Annotated in this window: 15 protein-coding genes; 12 read left to right on the top strand and 3 right to left on the bottom strand. The window is 70.0% G+C overall.

Going from position 1 to position 15,710, the window contains the following annotated elements; translation table 11 throughout:
- From R2N01_RS02570 to guaB, 10 genes are all read left to right on the top strand, one after another.
- Window positions 1-959: nicotinate-nucleotide--dimethylbenzimidazole phosphoribosyltransferase (locus tag R2N01_RS02570; protein WP_316668146.1), on the top strand; the 959-nt coding region annotated here is incomplete at its 5' end.
- A 138-nt stretch (window positions 960-1,097) separates the two neighbouring features.
- Window positions 1,098-1,586 carry an 8-oxo-dGTP diphosphatase gene (locus R2N01_RS02565; protein WP_316668144.1) on the top strand — a complete coding sequence of 163 codons (489 nt, stop codon included), beginning with the start codon at window positions 1,098-1,100 and terminating at the stop codon, window positions 1,584-1,586.
- 34 nt (window positions 1,587-1,620) lie between these two features.
- Window positions 1,621-2,796 carry a class I SAM-dependent methyltransferase gene (locus R2N01_RS02560; RefSeq protein WP_316668142.1) on the top strand — a complete coding sequence of 392 codons (1,176 nt, stop codon included), beginning with the start codon at window positions 1,621-1,623 and terminating at the stop codon, window positions 2,794-2,796.
- A gap of 139 nt (window positions 2,797-2,935) precedes the next feature.
- On the top strand, window positions 2,936-3,577 hold the full coding sequence (locus R2N01_RS02555; RefSeq protein WP_316668140.1) for an ABC transporter permease: 642 nt from the start codon (window positions 2,936-2,938) through the stop codon (window positions 3,575-3,577).
- Window positions 3,574-4,788 (top strand): ABC transporter ATP-binding protein, encoded by a 1,215-nt coding sequence (locus R2N01_RS02550; protein WP_316668138.1) that lies wholly within the window; start codon window positions 3,574-3,576, stop codon window positions 4,786-4,788. Before R2N01_RS02555 ends, R2N01_RS02550 begins: the two co-directional genes overlap by 4 nt.
- Window positions 4,785-5,531, top strand: coding sequence for an ABC transporter permease (locus tag R2N01_RS02545; protein WP_316668136.1), 747 nt, complete (start codon window positions 4,785-4,787; stop codon window positions 5,529-5,531). Before R2N01_RS02550 ends, R2N01_RS02545 begins: the two co-directional genes overlap by 4 nt.
- Window position 5,532: 1 nt before the next feature.
- Window positions 5,533-6,525, top strand: a complete 993-nt coding sequence (locus R2N01_RS02540) for a glycine betaine ABC transporter substrate-binding protein (protein WP_316668134.1) — start codon at window positions 5,533-5,535, stop codon at window positions 6,523-6,525.
- 177 nt (window positions 6,526-6,702) lie between these two features.
- Window positions 6,703-6,999 (top strand): co-chaperone GroES, encoded by a 297-nt coding sequence (gene groES / locus R2N01_RS02535; protein WP_316668133.1) that lies wholly within the window; start codon window positions 6,703-6,705, stop codon window positions 6,997-6,999.
- Window positions 7,000-7,013: 14 nt separating this feature from the next.
- Window positions 7,014-8,603, top strand: coding sequence for a chaperonin GroEL (gene groL / locus R2N01_RS02530; protein WP_316668132.1), 1,590 nt, complete (start codon window positions 7,014-7,016; stop codon window positions 8,601-8,603).
- A gap of 172 nt (window positions 8,604-8,775) precedes the next feature.
- Window positions 8,776-10,308 (top strand): IMP dehydrogenase, encoded by a 1,533-nt coding sequence (guaB, locus tag R2N01_RS02525; RefSeq protein ID WP_316668131.1) that lies wholly within the window; start codon window positions 8,776-8,778, stop codon window positions 10,306-10,308.
- Window positions 10,309-10,373: 65 nt separating this feature from the next.
- On the opposite strand, the gene R2N01_RS02520 is transcribed toward guaB, so the two are convergent.
- Together R2N01_RS02520 and ald are read right to left on the bottom strand one after the other, a co-directional pair.
- A complete protein-coding gene (locus R2N01_RS02520; RefSeq protein WP_316668129.1) occupies window positions 10,374-11,786 on the bottom strand; it encodes an amino acid permease in 1,413 nt (470 codons plus the stop codon).
- Window positions 11,787-11,802: 16 nt separating this feature from the next.
- A complete protein-coding gene (gene ald / locus R2N01_RS02515) occupies window positions 11,803-12,918 on the bottom strand; it encodes an alanine dehydrogenase (RefSeq protein WP_316668127.1) in 1,116 nt (371 codons plus the stop codon).
- A 244-nt stretch (window positions 12,919-13,162) separates the two neighbouring features.
- Between ald and R2N01_RS02510 the strand changes: the two genes are divergently transcribed.
- The gene (locus R2N01_RS02510) at window positions 13,163-14,266 is read left to right on the top strand and encodes a GuaB3 family IMP dehydrogenase-related protein (protein WP_316668125.1); all 1,104 of its coding nucleotides are present in this window, start codon (window positions 13,163-13,165) and stop codon (window positions 14,264-14,266) included.
- A 95-nt stretch (window positions 14,267-14,361) separates the two neighbouring features.
- Window positions 14,362-14,676 (top strand): chorismate mutase, encoded by a 315-nt coding sequence (locus tag R2N01_RS02505; RefSeq protein WP_316668123.1) that lies wholly within the window; start codon window positions 14,362-14,364, stop codon window positions 14,674-14,676.
- A 79-nt stretch (window positions 14,677-14,755) separates the two neighbouring features.
- Here R2N01_RS02505 and cysK read toward each other — a convergent pair whose 3' ends face one another.
- Window positions 14,756-15,688 carry a cysteine synthase A gene (cysK, locus tag R2N01_RS02500; RefSeq protein ID WP_316668120.1) on the bottom strand — a complete coding sequence of 311 codons (933 nt, stop codon included), beginning with the start codon at window positions 15,686-15,688 and terminating at the stop codon, window positions 14,756-14,758.
- Window positions 15,689-15,710: the final 22 nt, after the last annotated feature.

Here is a 15,710-nt window from a genome sequence, read left to right as displayed (position 1 = left end):
TGGCCGCCCGCGACCGCGCTGACGATCTGCTCACCCCGCCCGGCTCGCTCGGCAAGCTGGACCAGGGGCTCGATCGCATGGTCGCCGTCACCGGCGAGGGAGTCACCGGCGGCACCCTGGTCGTCGTGGCCGCCGACCACCCGATCACGGGGCGCCGAGTCTCGGCCTTCGACCAGTCCGTGACCCGCGAGGTCATGGACGCCGCCGTCGCCGGCCGCGCGGTCGGCGTCGTGACCGCGGCCGGTGCGGGGCTCGCCCCGATCCTCGTCGACGCGGGCCTCGCCGGCGAACCGCTGGCCGGTGCCGAACAGCTGCGCCCGGAGGGTCCGCGCGGCGACCTGGTCGACGCCCCGGCGATGACGCCCGAGGACACCGCCCGCCTCATCACGGCCGGCCGCGAGATCGGCGAACGGGCGGCGGCCACGGGACTGGTCGCCCTCGGCGAGATCGGCGTCGGCAATACGACGGTCGCCTCCGCCCTGGCCTGCGTCCTGACCGGCATCGAACCGGAACAGGCCGTGGGCATCGGGGCCGGCTCCGACTCGGCGATGATCGGCCACAAGGCGGACGTGCTGCGCGCCGTCTTCCGCCGTGTCGACCCGCAGGCGCTGCGCCTGGACCCGGACCGCGCCCTCGGCGAGATCGGCGGGCCCGAGTTCGCCGTCCTGGCCGGCGTGACGATCGGCGCCGCCGAGGCCGGCGCGATGGTCATCCTGGACGGCCTGGCCACCTCGGTCGCCGCCCTGGCCGCCGTCGAGGTGAACCCGGCCGTCCAATCTTACCTGATCGCCGGTCAGGTCAGCCGCGAGTCCGCCCACCAGGCGGTGCTCACCGAGCTGGGCCTGGAGCCGCTGCTCGATCTGCGCCTGCGCGCCGGTGAGGGCGTCGGCGCCGCCCTGGCCGCTCAGGCCCTGCTTACCGGCCTGGCGGTGCGCCGCGGGGCCGGCCGCACCCGCTGATCCGCGGCCCCCGATCCCGTCGGCGGGAGCCGCGGGGCCGGCCACGGCGCTAGGGTGTCCCCGTGCGTCGATCCGATCCGTCCGCTGCAAACGGTCCCGGTGCCCGGGCCGGGATGCTTCCAACCGGAGCATGACGGCATGATCCGCCCTCAGCTGACCACCCTGGCCTTCGTCCTGCACCCCGACGGCGAGCGGGTCCTCATGGTGCACCGCACCGCCCGCCCCGACGACGACCAGTTCGGCAAGTACAACGGCCTGGGCGGCAAGGTCGAGCGCGGCGAGGACGTGGCCGCCGGCATGGAACGCGAACTGCGGGAGGAGGCCGGCATCGAGGTCGACCACATGAGCCTGGCCGGCACCGTCAGCTGGCCCGGCTTCAACCCGGACGGCTCGGACCAGTTCGGCTTCGTCTTCGTCGTGGACGCCTGGCACGGCCGGATCCCCGAGGCCAACGAGGAGGGCCCGCTCACCTGGGAGCGCATCGACCGGCTCGACCGGTTGGCCATGTGGGAGGGCGACCGCTGCTTCGTGCCGCTCGTCTTCGACCCCGGCGTGCCCCAGTTCCACGCCGTCATCCCGTACGAGGACGGCCGCCCGACCGGCGCCAGCTGGACGACGCTGGGCTGAGCGGCCCCGCCGCGGCGGCACTAGCCTGGGCCTCATGGACATCGAGCTCGCGCGCACCCTGGCAGGCCCCGCCGGCGCCGAGGCCATCGCCGCCGCCGCGGCCCTGCCCGACCCGGACTCGCTGTCGGCCGCCGAGGCCATGCGCGCAGCCTTCGCCCCCGATCTGGCCGCAGCCGCCCTCACCCAGGTGAGCCTGCGTGCCAGGGCCCGCAGGAAGCTGGGGGAGCGGGCGGACCGGCTGCTGTGGACGCCCGACTCCGTCGAGCAGGCCACCCGGGCCGCCGTCTCGCGCTGGCGGGCCGAACGCCTCCGGGCGGCCGGGATCACGAGGGTCATCGACCTGGGGTGCGGTGCCGGGGCCGACTCCCTGGCCTGCCTGGACGCCGGCATGGAGGTCACCGCCGTCGACGTCGACCCGGCCACCGCCGAGCTGGCCGTCCACAACCTGCCCGGTGCCCGCGTGCTCTGCGCCGATGCGACGCGGGTGGCGGCCGAGCTGACCGCCGGTGCCGATGAGCGCACCTGCGTCCTGCTCGACCCGGCCCGCCGCACGGCCCGCGGCCGCAGCTGGCGGCTCGAAGACCTGCGGCCCGGCTGGGGATTCGTCCAGGACATGCTCGTCGGGCCGACGAGCGCCGTCGTCAAGCTCGGCCCCGGCACTCCGACCGAGGTCCTGCCCCGGAGGAACGAGGCCGTCTGGGTGAGCGAGCGCGGCGAGGTCGTCGAGTGCGGCCTGTGGAGGCTCCCGGGCGGCGGGCCCGGACGCGCGGCGCTGCTGCTGCCCGGGGGGATCCTCGTCCGCGCCGACCCCGATGCGCCCGCGCTGGACGTGTGCCCGCCGGGACGCTTCATCATCGAGCCCGACGGCGCCGTCAGCAGGGCCGGGGCCCTGGCGCGGATCGGTCCGGGCCTGTGGCGCCTGGCCGCGCGGGTCGCCTATCTCTCGGGCGACGAGCCGGTCAGCGGCCCGCTCGCCGACTGCTTCGAAGTGCTCGTCGAGCTGGACGCCAGGCCGGCGGCCCTCAGGGCCTGGGTGCGCGCCAACCGGATCGGCGTCCTCGAGATCAAGAAGCGCGCCCTCGACGTCGACCCCGCCGCCCTGCGCAGGAGACTGCGTCCCTCCGGACCGAACCGGGCCACCCTCATTCTGAGCCCCACCATCCGCGGGGCGAGGGCCTTCGTCGTGCGCCCTCTCCGCGCGGGCGCATGATTTTAGGCGCCCTGCCGCGGATCTGCAAAACGTACCGCCAATTCGGTCATGTCACGGTCCACCACCTATTGTTGGTGCCCATAACTCCTTGTCCGGAGCGCCCCACAGGGCGCCGACAGATCAACAGATCAGGAGAGCCATGGGAGCCTTCATCGCATCGCGTTGGGCCGACATCGCATTCCGCACCTATCAGCACGCCAGCCTCGTCGCCCAGTCGGTTCTGCTGGCGGCCGTCATCGCCATCGCCCTGGCGGTCGTCGTCACGAGCGTGCCCAGACTGGAGCCGCTCGCCAACGCCATCTCGACGATCGGCCTGACGATCCCGTCCTTCGCCCTGCTCGGCCTGCTCATCCCGCTGTCCGGCATCGGCACGACGACCTCGGTGATCGTCGTCACCTTCTACGCGGCACTGCCCATCCTGCGCAATGCGGTGGTGGGGCTGCTCGGGGTCGATCCGGCCCTCGTCGAGTCGGCCCGCGGCATGGGCATGAGGCCCGTCGCCGTCTTCTTCAGGGTGCAGCTGCCGCTCGCCTGGCCGGTCATCCTCACCGGCCTGCGCGTCTCCACGCAGATGTCCATGGGCGTGGCCGCGATCGCCGCCTATGTCCTCGGCCCCGGCCTCGGCTCGTACATCTTCACCGGCCTGACCCAGATCGGCGGCAGGAACGCCCTCAACTACGCCCTGGTCGGCACGGTCGGCGTCGTGCTCGTCGCCCTCGTCGCCGACGCCGTGCTCGCCCTCATCGGGCGTCTCACCATTCCGAAGGGAATCCGCGCATGAGCACCGACAGCACCCGTGGCAGCGAGATCGTCTTCACCGACGTCGTCAAGCGCTACTCCGGACAGGCCGAGCCGGCCGTCGACCACCTGGACCTGACGATCTCGGCCGGCGAGATCGTCACCTTCGTCGGCCTGTCCGGCTGCGGCAAGACGACGAGCCTGAAGATGATCAACCGCCTCATCGAACCGACCAGCGGCGCGATCACCATCGACGGCCAGGACACCCGCGAGCTCGACCCCGACGAGTTGCGCCGCGGCATCGGCTACGTCATCCAGGGCGGCAGCCTGTTCCCCCACATGACCGTGAGTGCGAACATCGCCGTCGTCCCCAGACTGCTGAACTGGGACAGGCGACGCATCAGGCGGCGCACCGACGAGCTGCTCGAACTGGTCGGCCTCGACCCGTCGGTCTACCGAGACCGCTATCCCAAGGAGCTGTCCGGGGGTCAGCAGCAGCGCGTCGGCGTGGCCCGCGGGCTGGCCGCCGATCCGCCCGTCCTGCTCATGGACGAACCCTTCGGCGCCGTCGACCCGATCACCCGTTCGCGCCTGCAGGACGAGTTGCTCGACGTGCAGTCGAAGCTGCACAAGACCATCGTGTGCGTCACCCACGACATCGACGAGGCCATCAAACTCGGCGACCGGATCCTCGTGATGTCCGAGCACGGGCGCATCGCCCAGTACGACACGGCCTCCGAGATCCTCGCCAACCCGAACGACGACTTCGTCGCGGACTTCACCGGCTCGGGCTCGGCCCTCAAGCAGCTCGCCCTGGAGAAGGTCTCCTCCATCCACCTGGAGCCCGCCGTCCTGGTGCACGTCGGCGACCCGGTCCCCGACGTGCTGACCCTGGCGGAGGAGCACGGCACCAACCAGGTCGTCGTCCTCGACGCCGACGACGCCATCGTCGACTGGTACTGGACCGTCACCCTGCGCGGCTCGGCCGTGCGCGCCCGGCCGGGGCGCCGGCCCGTCCTGCTGGACGAGGACGCCAAGCTCGACACAGTGCTCGACACCCTGGTCACCTCGCTGCACGAGGGGGCCATCGTCGTCGACGAGCGCGAGCGCTTCCTCGGCATCGCCACCTTCGACGAGGTGACCGCCCACGTGCGCCGCGTCAACGCCGCACCCGGCACGATCCCCGAACACGACGGGCCCTTCCCCGAGCGGGTGCCCAGCGGCGGGGCCGACCGAGGACGGGAGCACCCATGAGCGCACGCACGGACATGGACAGGAACGAGCGGCACCTGTTCTGGACCATCCCGGCCATCGTCGCCTCGGGCGTGCTGGTCTGGGTGCTCTGGCGGTCCACCGCCGACCTGGACGACATCGAGGCCCGCCAGCTGGCGTGGGGGACCGTCGGCGTCCTGCTCGGCCAGCACGTGCTGCTGACCCTCGTCTGCGCCGCCGTCGTGCTGGTGGCGGGCGTGCCGCTGGGCATCGCCCTGACCAGGCCGGGCGTCCGCCGCGCCGCTCCCCTCGTCCTGGCCGTGGCCAACGCGGGCCAGTCGGCGCCGGTCATCGGCCTGGTCGTCCTGCTCGCCATGGCCATGGGCTTCGGCACGCCGACCGCCGTCGTCGCGCTGAGCATCTACGCCTTCCTGCCGGTGCTGCGCAACACCATCACCGGGCTGCAGGGGGTCGACCCGGCCCTGATCGAGGCCGGCCGCGGCATGGGCATCTCGGCGATGGGCGTGCTGCTGCGCATCGAGCTGCCGCTGGCCTCGAAGGTCATCATGTCGGGCATCCGCACCGCGCTGGTGCTGCTCGTCGGCACCGCCAGTTTCGCCACCTTCATCAACGCCGGCGGCCTGGGGGCCCTCATCCAGACGGGCATCACCCTGTTCCGCTTCCGCATCCTCGTCTCCGGAGCCGTGCTCGTGGCGCTGCTGGCCCTGCTTGTCGAGTGGGCCGGGCAGGTCATGGAGATGCTCGTCGAACCGAAGGGACTGTGAGATGACACGTCCAGGAAATCGTGCCGGCCGCGCACGCGCACTGCTCGTCGCACCCGTCCTGGCCCTGGCACTGCTGCTCAGCGCCTGCGGCCTGGGCACCTCCGGCGGGTTCTCGCGCTCGGGCCGGCTTGCCGGGGACCTCGCCGGGGTCGATCTGAGCGGGGCGCGCATCGCCGTGGGCTCCAAGAGCTTCACCGAGCAGCTCGTGCTCGGCAAGATCGCCGTCATCATGCTCAAATCGGCCGGGGCCGAGGTGTCCGATCTCACCGGCATCCCCGGCTCGTCGTCGGCTCGCCAGGCGCTTCTGAGCGGTCAGATCCAGATGCAGTGGGAGTACAACGGCACGGGCTGGATCAGCTATCTCGGTCACTCCGACCCCATCGCCGATCCTCGGGCCCAGTACGAGGCCGTGCGCGACGAGGACGGCCGGCTCAACAACCTGGTCTGGCTGGCCCCGGCGCCGGCGAACAACACCTACGGCTTCGCCATGACCGAGAGCACCAGGCAGCGCCTGGGCATCACCAAGTTCTCCGAGCTGACCGGGCTCGATCCCTCCGAGCTGACCTTCTGCCTGGAGAGCGAGTTCAACAACCGCAATGACGGCTTCGAGCCGATGGCCCGGCTCTACGGCCTCGACCCGGACTCGGTGCAGCGCATGATCATGGATACCGGCGCCATCTACTCGGCCACGGCCGAGGGCGTGTGCAACTTCGGCGAGGTCTTCACCACCGACGGGCGCATCCAGGCGCTCGACCTGACGGTCCTCGAGGACGACCTGCACTTCCTGCCGAACTACAACGCCTCGCCGGTGCTCACCCGTGACGTCTACGACCAGAACGCCGCGGCCTACGACGAGCTGTTCGGCGCCGTCGCGCCCCTGCTCACCGACCAGGAGCTCATCGCCATGAACGCCCAGGTGGACGTCGAGGGCCGCGAGCCGGCCGACGTGGCCTACGAGTGGCTCGTGGGCAAGGGCCTCATCGTCGAGGAATGAGGCCGTGCGGCCCCTGGCACTCGGCTTGATCGAGTGCTAAAGCGGGTATAGCTTTGGTTCTGGCGCTCCCACCACGGGAGTGCCAGCCCAGGGGATGGCACCGCGACGACGTCCTACTGGTCAACAATGACAAGAACCCGCGCCGCATGGCGCTGACTAGTGAGAAAGGGGTTTGACGTGGCCACCACGATCAAGCCGCTCGAGGACCGCGTCCTCGTTCTGCCTCTGGAAGCCGAGACCACCACCGCCTCCGGCCTGGTGATCCCCGACACCGCCAAGGAGAAGCCGCAGGAGGGCCGGGTCATTGCGGCCGGCCCCGGTCGCGTCGACGACAAGGGCGCCCGCGTCCCCATGGACGTCTCCGAGGGCGACGTCGTCATCTTCAGCAAGTACGGCGGCACCGAGGTCAAGTACGACGGTGAGGACTACCTCCTGCTCAATGCCCGCGACATCCTCGCGGTCGTCGAGAAGTAAGGCGGCCGGCACTCATGGCTAAGCAGCTTCAGTTCGACGAGGAGGCCCGTCGCTCCCTCGAGCATGGCGTCGACGTCCTCGCCAACACCGTCAAGGTGACGCTCGGCCCCAAGGGCCGCTACGTCGTCCTCGACAAGTCGTGGGGCGTCCCGACGATCACCAACGACGGCGTGACCGTCGCGAAGGAGGTCGAGCTCGACGACCCGTACGAGAACCTCGGCGCCCAGCTCGCCAAGGAGGTCGCCACCAAGACCAACGACATCGCGGGCGACGGCACCACCACCGCCACCGTGCTGGCTCAGGCCCTGGTCCACGAGGGCCTGCGCGCAGTGGCCGCCGGTACGAACCCGGTCGGCCTCAAGCGCGGCATCGAGAAGGCCGTCGCGGCCGTCTCCGAGTCGTTGCACGGCGCCGCCCGCGAGGTCCAGACCACCGACGACATGGCCAATGTCGCCACCATCAGCTCCCGCGAGGAGGAGATCGGCAGGATCATCGCCGACGCCTTCGACAAGGTGGGCAAGGATGGGGTCATCACCGTCGAGGAGTCCCAGACCCTCGGCACCGAGCTCGAGTTCACCGAGGGCATGCAGTTCGACAAGGGCTACATCTCCCCGTACTTCGTCACCGACCAGGATCGTATGGAGGCCGTCCTCGACAATCCCTACATCCTCATCCACGACGGCAAGATCTCGTCGATGAACGATCTCCTGCCGCTGCTCGAGAAGGTCATCGCGGCCAAGGGCCAGCTGGTCATCATCGCCGAGGACGTCGACGGCGAGGCGCTGTCGACCCTCGTGGTGAACAAGATCCGCGGCACCTTCACCTCCGTGGCCGTCAAGGCCCCCGCCTTCGGCGACCGCCGCAAGGCGATCCTGGAGGACATCGCCATCCTCACCGGCGGTCAGGTCGTGTCCGAGACCGTCGGCCTCAAGCTGTCCGAGGTCGGCCTCGAGGTGCTCGGCCGCGCCCGCCGCGTGGTCGTCACCAAGGACAACACCACCGTCGTCGAGGGCGGCGGCGAGACCTCCGCCGTCGAGGGCCGCGTCAAGCAGTTGCACGCCGAGATCGAGCGCACCGACTCCGACTGGGACCGCGAGAAGCTCAATGAGCGGGTCGCGAAGCTGGCCGGCGGCGTCTGCGTCATCCAGGTCGGCGCCGCCACCGAGGTGGAGCTCAACGAGAAGAAGCACCGCATCGAGGATGCCGTGTCCGCCACGCGCGCCGCGATCGAGGAGGGCATCGTCGCCGGCGGCGGCGCCGCCCTCGTGCACGCCGCCTCGGCCATCGCCCAGCTGGACCTGACCGGCGACGAGAGGGTCGGCGCCCAGATCGTGCAGAAGGCCGCCGTCGAGCCGACTCGCTGGATCGCCGAGAACGGCGGCGAGCAGGGCTACGTCATCGTCTCGAAGGTGGCCGGCATGTCCACCAACGAGGGCTACAACGCCAAGACCGGCGAGTACGGCAACCTCATCGACCAGGGCGTCATCGACCCCGTCAAGGTCACCCGCTCGGCTCTGGCCAACGCCGCCTCCATCGCGGGTCTGCTGCTCACCACCGAGACCCTCGTGGTGAACAAGCCCGACGACGAGGACGACGACCAGTAAGTCGCACTCGGCAACGCTCCCGGCAGGGGCGGCCGGGCCCCGGGCCCGGCCGCCCCTGCCGGGCGTTCGGGAGCCATCGGCCGGCTGGCGGAGTGCCGGTGGGCCCCGGGCCCGGCCGGGGAAGTCCTGCAGGGGCCACTACACTGGTCCCACTGTCGAGAGAGGGCGTCATATGGCACTGGACCGGGGGAGCAGACTCGAGGCGGAGCGCGAGGCGGGTGAGATCGCGCCCATGGCGCTGACCTTCGACGACGTTCTCCTGATCCCGCGCGAGACCGATGTGATCCCCTCCGAGGTCGACACCAGTTCACGCGTCACCAAGCGCATCACCCTGAGGGTGCCGCTCATCTCCGCGGCCATGGACACCGTCACCGAGGCGGGCATGGCCATCGCGATGGCCCGCGAGGGCGGGCTTGGCATCATCCACCGCAATCTGTCCCTCGAGGACCAGGCCTCCATGGTCGACCGTGTGAAGCGCTCCGAGGCCGGCATGGTCATCGAGCCCATCACCATCGGCCCCGATGCGGCCCTCGCCGATGTCGACGGGCTGTGCGGCCAGTTCCACATCAGCGGCGTTCCGGTCGTCGACGACGACATGCTGCTGCTGGGCATCATCACCAACCGCGACATGCGCTTCGAGTCCGACTCCTCGCGTCCGGTGCGCGAGGTCATGACCCCGATGCCGCTCGTCACCGCCCCCGAGGGCATCGCCTCCGACGACGCCCTGGCCCTGCTGGCCAGGAACAAGATCGAGAAGCTGCCGCTCATCGACGATGCAGGCCGCCTCAAAGGCCTCATCACGCTCAAGGACTTCGTGAAGTCCGACCGCTTCCCGCTGGCCAGCAAGGACTCCCGGGGGCGCCTGCGCGTCGGCGCCTCGATCGGTTTCTTCGGCGACGCCTTCGAGCGCGCCATGGCCCTCATCGAGGAGGGGGTCGACGCCCTCGTCGTCGACACCGCCCACGGCCACTCCAGGGCCGAGATGGACATGATCGCCCGTCTCAAGTCGGACCCGGCTGCCCAGGACGTCGACGTCATCGGCGGCAATGTCGCCACCCACGAGGCCGCCAGGGCCCTGTGCGAGGCCGGTGCCGACGCCGTCAAGGTCGGTGTCGGCCCGGGCTCGATCTGCACCACCCGGGTGGTCGCGGGCGTCGGCGTCCCGCAGGTCACGGCGATCGCCGAGGCCGCCCGCGCCTGCCGCCCCTTCGGCGTCCCGGTCATCGGCGACGGCGGCCTGCAGTACTCCGGCGACGTCGCCAAGGCCCTCGTGGCCGGCGCCGACACGGTCATGCTCGGATCCCTGCTCGCCGGCTGCGACGAGAGCCCGGGGGAGCTCGTCTTCATCAACGGCAAGCAGTTCAAGGAGTACCGCGGCATGGGCTCCCTGGGCGCCATGGCCACTCGCGGCCGCAGGACGAGCCACTCCAGGGACCGCTACTTCCAGGCCGACGTCACGAGCAACGACAAGATCGTCCCCGAGGGCATCGAGGGCCAGGTGCCCTACCGCGGCCCCCTGGGGGCGGTCGTCTATCAGCTCGTCGGCGGTGTGCACCAGGCCATGTTCTACTCGGGCGCCCGCACGATCCGGCAGCTGCAGGAGCGGGGGCGCTTCGTGCGCATCACCTCGGCCGGCCTGCGCGAGAGCCATCCGCACGACATCCAGATGACCGTCGAGGCCCCGAACTACTCCTCGCACGAGTAGCGGATCCGGTACGGGCCCCACGGGAGGTCTCCCGTGGGGCCCGTGTCCGGGCTGGCCGCCCGGGGTCAGGTGGTGACGGTCTTCTTCTTGGCCGACTTGTTCCAGATGACCGCCAGGATGAGGAACCACACCGGTGTCAGGACCAGGGCGATGCGCGTCTGGCTGTCCATTCCCAGCACCGCGAGCATGGCGGCGAAGAACGCCAGCACGACCCACGGCATGTAGGGGGCCCCCGGCACCCTGAAGGGGGATTCCCTGTGGGGCTGCGGGAACTTCCTGCGGTACATGATGTAGGCCACCATGATGAGCGACCAGACGAACAGGACCAGGATCGACGACACCGACGAGATCAGCTGGAAGGCTCTCATCACCGTGCCGCCGAGCTTCAGCACCGGGAAGGCGATGAACACCAGCGCGCCGGACAGGATCAGCGCATTGGCCGGCACGTGCCGGCTCGACAGCTTCGCGAACCGCTGCGAGGCGTAGCCCGAGCCGGCCAGGCCGTACAGCATCCGGGAGGTCGAGAAGATCCCCGAGTTGGAACTCGACGAGGCCGAGGTCAGCACGACGAAGTTCATGACGCTGGCAGCGGCCACGAGCCCGGCGAGGTTGAACACGTTCACGAAGGGGCTCATCTCGGGGTTCACCCTGTCCCAGGGCGTCACCGACATGATGACCGTGAGCGCCAGGACGTAGAAGACGACGATCCGTACCGGGATGGCGTTGATCGCCTTGGGCAGGGTCGTGTGCGGATCGGCCGTCTCGGCGGCGGCCGTCCCGATCAGCTCGGTACCGATGAACGAGAAGATCGCGAGCTGGAAGGCCGCCAGGAAGCCCGTGATGCCGGTGGGGAAGACGCCCCCGTGGCTCCACAGGTAGGTGACCGAGGCGACCGTGCCGTCGGGCGAGGTGAACCTCGTCGCCACCATGTATGTCCCGACCAGGATCAGCGCGATGATCGCGATGATCTTGATGAGGGCGAACCAGAACTCGAGCTCGCCGAACAGCCTCACCGTCAGCAGGTTCGAGCCCAGCAGGGACACCAGCAGCACGGCTGTGCAGATCATCGAGACGTTCAGGTTCTGGATCCAGAAGTCGAAGTAGCCGACGATGGCGATCATCTCAGCCGCCGCGGTGACCACCCACAGGATCCAGTACGTCCAGCCCGCGAAGAAACCCGCCCAGGGCCCTATCATCTCCCGGGAGAAGTCCTGGAACGACTTGTACCGCAGGTCGTGCAGGAGCATTTCCCCCATGGCGCGCATCACGAAGAACAGCATCAGGCCGATGACGAGGTAGGCCAGCAGGAGAGCCGGTCCGGCGAGGCTGATGGCCTTGCCCGAGCCCATGAACAGACCAGTGCCGATGGCTCCGCCGATGGCGATGAGCTGGATGTGCCGATTGGACAGCTCCCGGTTCAGAGACTCGTCGCCCGATGCCGGGTCCGCGGGTGTTCTCGGGGGGTTGTCCTCTGACATGAGATCCTCCTGAAGCTCAGACCAGCACGGATTCCAGAGGCGTGGTCTCCATGCCGAGCGCCTCGCCAACGCCGGTGAAGACTAGCTTGCCGGCATGGGTGTTCAGCCCCAGGGCCAAGGCGTGATCATCCTTGACGGCCTGCTTCCAGCCCTTGTCGGCGAGCTGGATCGCGTACGGCAGAGTGGCATTGGCGAGCGCCCAGGTGGAGGTGTTGGGCACGGCGCCGGGCATGTTGGCGACGCAGTAGAACACCGAGTCGTGCACCTTGAAGGTGGGATCGGCGTGCGTGGTGGGATGGCTGTCCTCGAAGCAGCCGCCCTGGTCGATCGCGACGTCCACGAGCACCGAGCCGGGCTTCATCTCGGCGACCATCTCGTTGGTGACGAGCTTGGGGGTCTTCGCGCCGGGGATGAGAACCGTGCCGATGACCAGATCGGCGGCGAGCACCTGCTCGCGCACGGTCAGGGCGGTGCTGGCCAGCCCCTGGATGCGGTTGTCGAAGTCCCAGATGATCCTGTGCAGCTTGCGCAGGTCGACGTCCAGGATCGTCACGTCGGCGCCCATGCCGAGCGCGATCCGGGCCGCGTTCTGGCCGGCCGTGCCGGCGCCCAGGACGACGACCTTGGCCTTCTGCACGCCTCCGACGCAGCCGAACAGGACGCCCCGCCCGCCCGCGGCCTTCATCAGATGGGCCGCACCGACCTGCGGGGCCAGGCAACCCGCCACCTCGGACATCGGCGACAGCAGCGGCAGCGAGCGGTCCTCGCGCTGGACGGTCTCGTAGGCGATGGCGGTGGTGCCCGCGTTCAGCAGGGCCTCGGTCTGCGGGCGGTCGGCCGCCAGGTGCAGATAGGTGAACAGGAGCTGGTCCGATGTCAGGTACTGGTACTCGCGCTCGATCGGCTCCTTGACCTTGAGCACCATCTCGCCGGAGGACCAAGTGGCCTCGGCGCCATCGACGATCCTCGCGCCCTGGGCCGCGAACTCGTCATCCGTGAAGGACGATCCCAGTCCCGCGCCGGACTGGACGAACACCTCGTGGCCGCGGCGGGTCAGCTCGTGGACCCCGACGGGTGTGATGGCCACGCGGAACTCGTTGTTCTTCACCTCGGTGGGTACAGCAATGCGCATGGTTACTCCTCGTTGAGTGAGCGGAAACTTACTGTGTTCTCACAGTAGGACCACAACTGTTGCGTAGGAAGGTTCCTCAAAGCAAAAATTGTTGAGACATGTATCCACTGTGTGGACTCCCCAGGAGCCCGGGGGACGGCGGACCCGGGGCGCCGGAGGGCGGGTCGTCACCGTCCGATGGCCCGGTTCCTCCCGGTGCGTGCGAACCGGCTAGATTTGAACGGCGGACCACGATCGGAGGACCATGTACGACATCGGACGCAGCAAGCGCGCGCCGAAGGCTTTCTCGCTGGATGACGTGGCGATCGTGCCCTCCAGGCGCACGAGGGACCCCGAGCTGGTGGACCTGTCGTGGAAGATCGACGCCGTCGGGTTCGGCTTCCCACTCGTGGCCGGTCCCATGGACTCGGTGATGAGCCCCGCCACCGCCATCGCGTTCGGCAGGCTGGGCGGCCTCGGCGCGCTCAACCTCGAGGGCCTGTGGACCCGCTACGAGGATCCCGAGCCGCTCTTCGCCGAGCTGGCCGCCATGGACGACGACGTCGAGGCGACGCGTCGCATGCAGCAGATCTACTCCGAGCCGATCAAGACCGAGCTCATCGCGGCCCGTCTCGACGAGATCCGCGCAGCCGGTGTGCCGGTCGCCGGCTCCCTGTCGCCCCAGCGCGCCGCCGAGTTCTCCTCGGTCGTCGAGAGCGCCGGCGTTGACTTCTTCATCATCCGGGGCACGGCCGTCTCGGCCGAGCACGTCGGCGAGCGGGGCGAGCCCCTGAACCTCAAGAAGTTCATCTACAATCTCGACGTGCCCGTCATCGTCGGCGGCTGCGCCAGCTATCAGACGGCCCTGCACCTCATGCGCACCGGCGCTGCGGGCGTCCTCGTCGGTCTCGGCGGCGCCGCCACCAGCACGACGCGCCAGGTGCTCGGCATCGAGGTGCCGATGGCCTCGGCCATCGCCGACGTGGCCGAGGCCCGCCGCGACTACCTTGACGAGTCCGGCGGCCGCTATGTCCACATCATCGCCGACGGCGCCATGGGCACCTCCGGTCACATCGTCAAGGCCATCGCCTCCGGTGCCGACGCCGCCATGATCGGTGGTCCGCTGGCCCGCGCCGTCGAGGCCCCGGGCAGGGGCTGGCACTGGGGGGCCGAGGCCTGGCACGCCACACTGCCCCGCGGCAGGCGGGTCCGCTACGACTCGGTCGGCTCTCTGCAGGAGGTGCTCGTCGGTCCGAGCACCGTCACCGACGGCACGATGAACCTCGTCGGCGCCCTGCGGCGGGCCCTGGCCACCACCGGCTACCAGGACCTCAAGGAATTCCAGCGCGTCGACTTGGTGATCCGCTGAACCGCCGCGTGCGGGCGGGAAGGGCGTTCCGCCCACCGCTGCCCATCCCATGGGGACACTGCGGGCCGTCCTGGCCGCGCCGTTAGGCTCGTGCCATGAGCGATGAACGCGATCAGGCCCGGCTCGTCCCGCCCGAGCTCGCGCACCTGCGGGACTCAATCGACAACATCGATGCTGCCGTGATCCACATCATGGCCGAACGCTTCAAGATCACCCGGCGCGTCGGCGAGCTCAAGGCCGAGCTCGGGCTGCCCGCCTCCGACCCGGGGCGCGAACAGGTCCAGATCCTGCGCCTGCGCCGACTGGCCGCCGAATCGCACCTCGACCCGGAGTTCGCCGAGAAACTGCTGAACTTCATCGTCTCGGAGGTCGTACGGCACCACATCGAAATCGCCGACCGGGGCCGATGACACGGGGCCTCGGGGCGGGGAGCCGGCCCATCCGGGCGTCGGCCGTCGGCGGCCCGGGGCGGCTCCTGCCGCCGGCGGCTCACTCGTCCATGACGTCGGCGAACAGGGGCGTGGACAGATAGCGTTCGCCGAGGTCGCAGATGATCGCGACGATCGTGCGGCTCGTGAACTTCGGGCGCGCACCCACTCGGAGGGCGGCGGCGACCGAGGCGCCCGAGGACATGCCGCAGACGATGCCCTCCTCGGCGCCCAGGCGGCGCGCCATGTCGATGGCGCGCGGGGTGCTCACCGTCAGGACCTCGTCGACGACGCCGGGATCGTAGGTCGCCGGGATGAAGTTGGCGCCCAGCCCCTGGATGCCGTGGCCGCCGGCCTGGCCCTTGCTGAGCAGCGGCGACTCGTCGGGTTCGACCGCGAACACCTTGATGCCGGGATTCTGCTCCTTGAGGTATCTGCCGATGCCGCTGATCGTTCCGCCGGTGCCGACGCCGTCGACCACCGCATCGACCCCGCCCTCGGTGTCGGCCCAGATCTCGGGGCCGGTCGTGGCGTAGTGCCTGGCCGGGTTGGCCGGGTTCTCGAACTGGCGGGCCAGGACGCCGCCGCGCTCGGTGGCGATGCGCTCGGCCGCCGCGACGGCGCCCTTCATGCCCTCGGAAGCCGGTGTGAGGACGAGCTCGGCGCCGAAGGCGCGTAGCATGGCGCGGCGCTCGCGGCTCATCGATTCGGGCATCGCCAGGACGACGTGATAGCCGCGGGCCGCGCCGACCATGGCTAGGGCGATGCCGGTGTTGCCGCTGGTGCCCTCGACGATCGTGCCGCCGGGCCCCAGCTCGCCGCTGGCCTCGGCGGCCTCGACGATGGCCACGCCGATGCGGTCCTTCACCGAGCCGGCCGGGTTGTGGCACTCGAGTTTCGCCAGGACGGTCGCGCCGGTGTCATTGACCCGGCCCAGGCGCACGAGGGGCGTGCGGCCGACGAGCTGTGTCACGTCGTTGTAGATCATGGCCACACCCTAGTGCTGCTGCGCCTGC

Origin of the sequence: uncultured Propionibacterium sp. (assembly GCF_963539965.1) — a bacterium.
Lineage (GTDB): Bacteria > Actinomycetota > Actinomycetes > Propionibacteriales > Propionibacteriaceae > Propionibacterium.
This window is presented reverse-complemented; position numbering and strand designations above follow the sequence as displayed.

Excerpts from the sequence above, each read along its gene's own strand:
- R2N01_RS02510 (WP_316668125.1), top strand. The coding sequence starts at position 13,163 with ATGTACGACATCGGACGCAGCAAGCGCGCGCCGAAGGCTTTCTCGCTG.
- R2N01_RS02555 (WP_316668140.1), top strand. The coding sequence starts at position 2,936 with ATGGGAGCCTTCATCGCATCGCGTTGGGCCGACATCGCATTCCGCACC.
- R2N01_RS02560 (WP_316668142.1), top strand. The coding sequence starts at position 1,621 with ATGGACATCGAGCTCGCGCGCACCCTGGCAGGCCCCGCCGGCGCCGAG.
- R2N01_RS02565 (WP_316668144.1), top strand. The coding sequence starts at position 1,098 with ATGATCCGCCCTCAGCTGACCACCCTGGCCTTCGTCCTGCACCCCGAC.
- R2N01_RS02520 (WP_316668129.1), bottom strand. The coding sequence starts at position 11,786 with ATGTCAGAGGACAACCCCCCGAGAACACCCGCGGACCCGGCATCGGGC.
- R2N01_RS02505 (WP_316668123.1), top strand. The coding sequence starts at position 14,362 with ATGAGCGATGAACGCGATCAGGCCCGGCTCGTCCCGCCCGAGCTCGCG.
- R2N01_RS02545 (WP_316668136.1), top strand. The coding sequence starts at position 4,785 with ATGAGCGCACGCACGGACATGGACAGGAACGAGCGGCACCTGTTCTGG.
- R2N01_RS02550 (WP_316668138.1), top strand. The coding sequence starts at position 3,574 with ATGAGCACCGACAGCACCCGTGGCAGCGAGATCGTCTTCACCGACGTC.
- ald (WP_316668127.1), bottom strand. The coding sequence starts at position 12,918 with ATGCGCATTGCTGTACCCACCGAGGTGAAGAACAACGAGTTCCGCGTG.
- guaB (WP_316668131.1), top strand. The coding sequence starts at position 8,776 with ATGGCACTGGACCGGGGGAGCAGACTCGAGGCGGAGCGCGAGGCGGGT.
- R2N01_RS02540 (WP_316668134.1), top strand. The coding sequence starts at position 5,533 with ATGACACGTCCAGGAAATCGTGCCGGCCGCGCACGCGCACTGCTCGTC.
- groL (WP_316668132.1), top strand. The coding sequence starts at position 7,014 with ATGGCTAAGCAGCTTCAGTTCGACGAGGAGGCCCGTCGCTCCCTCGAG.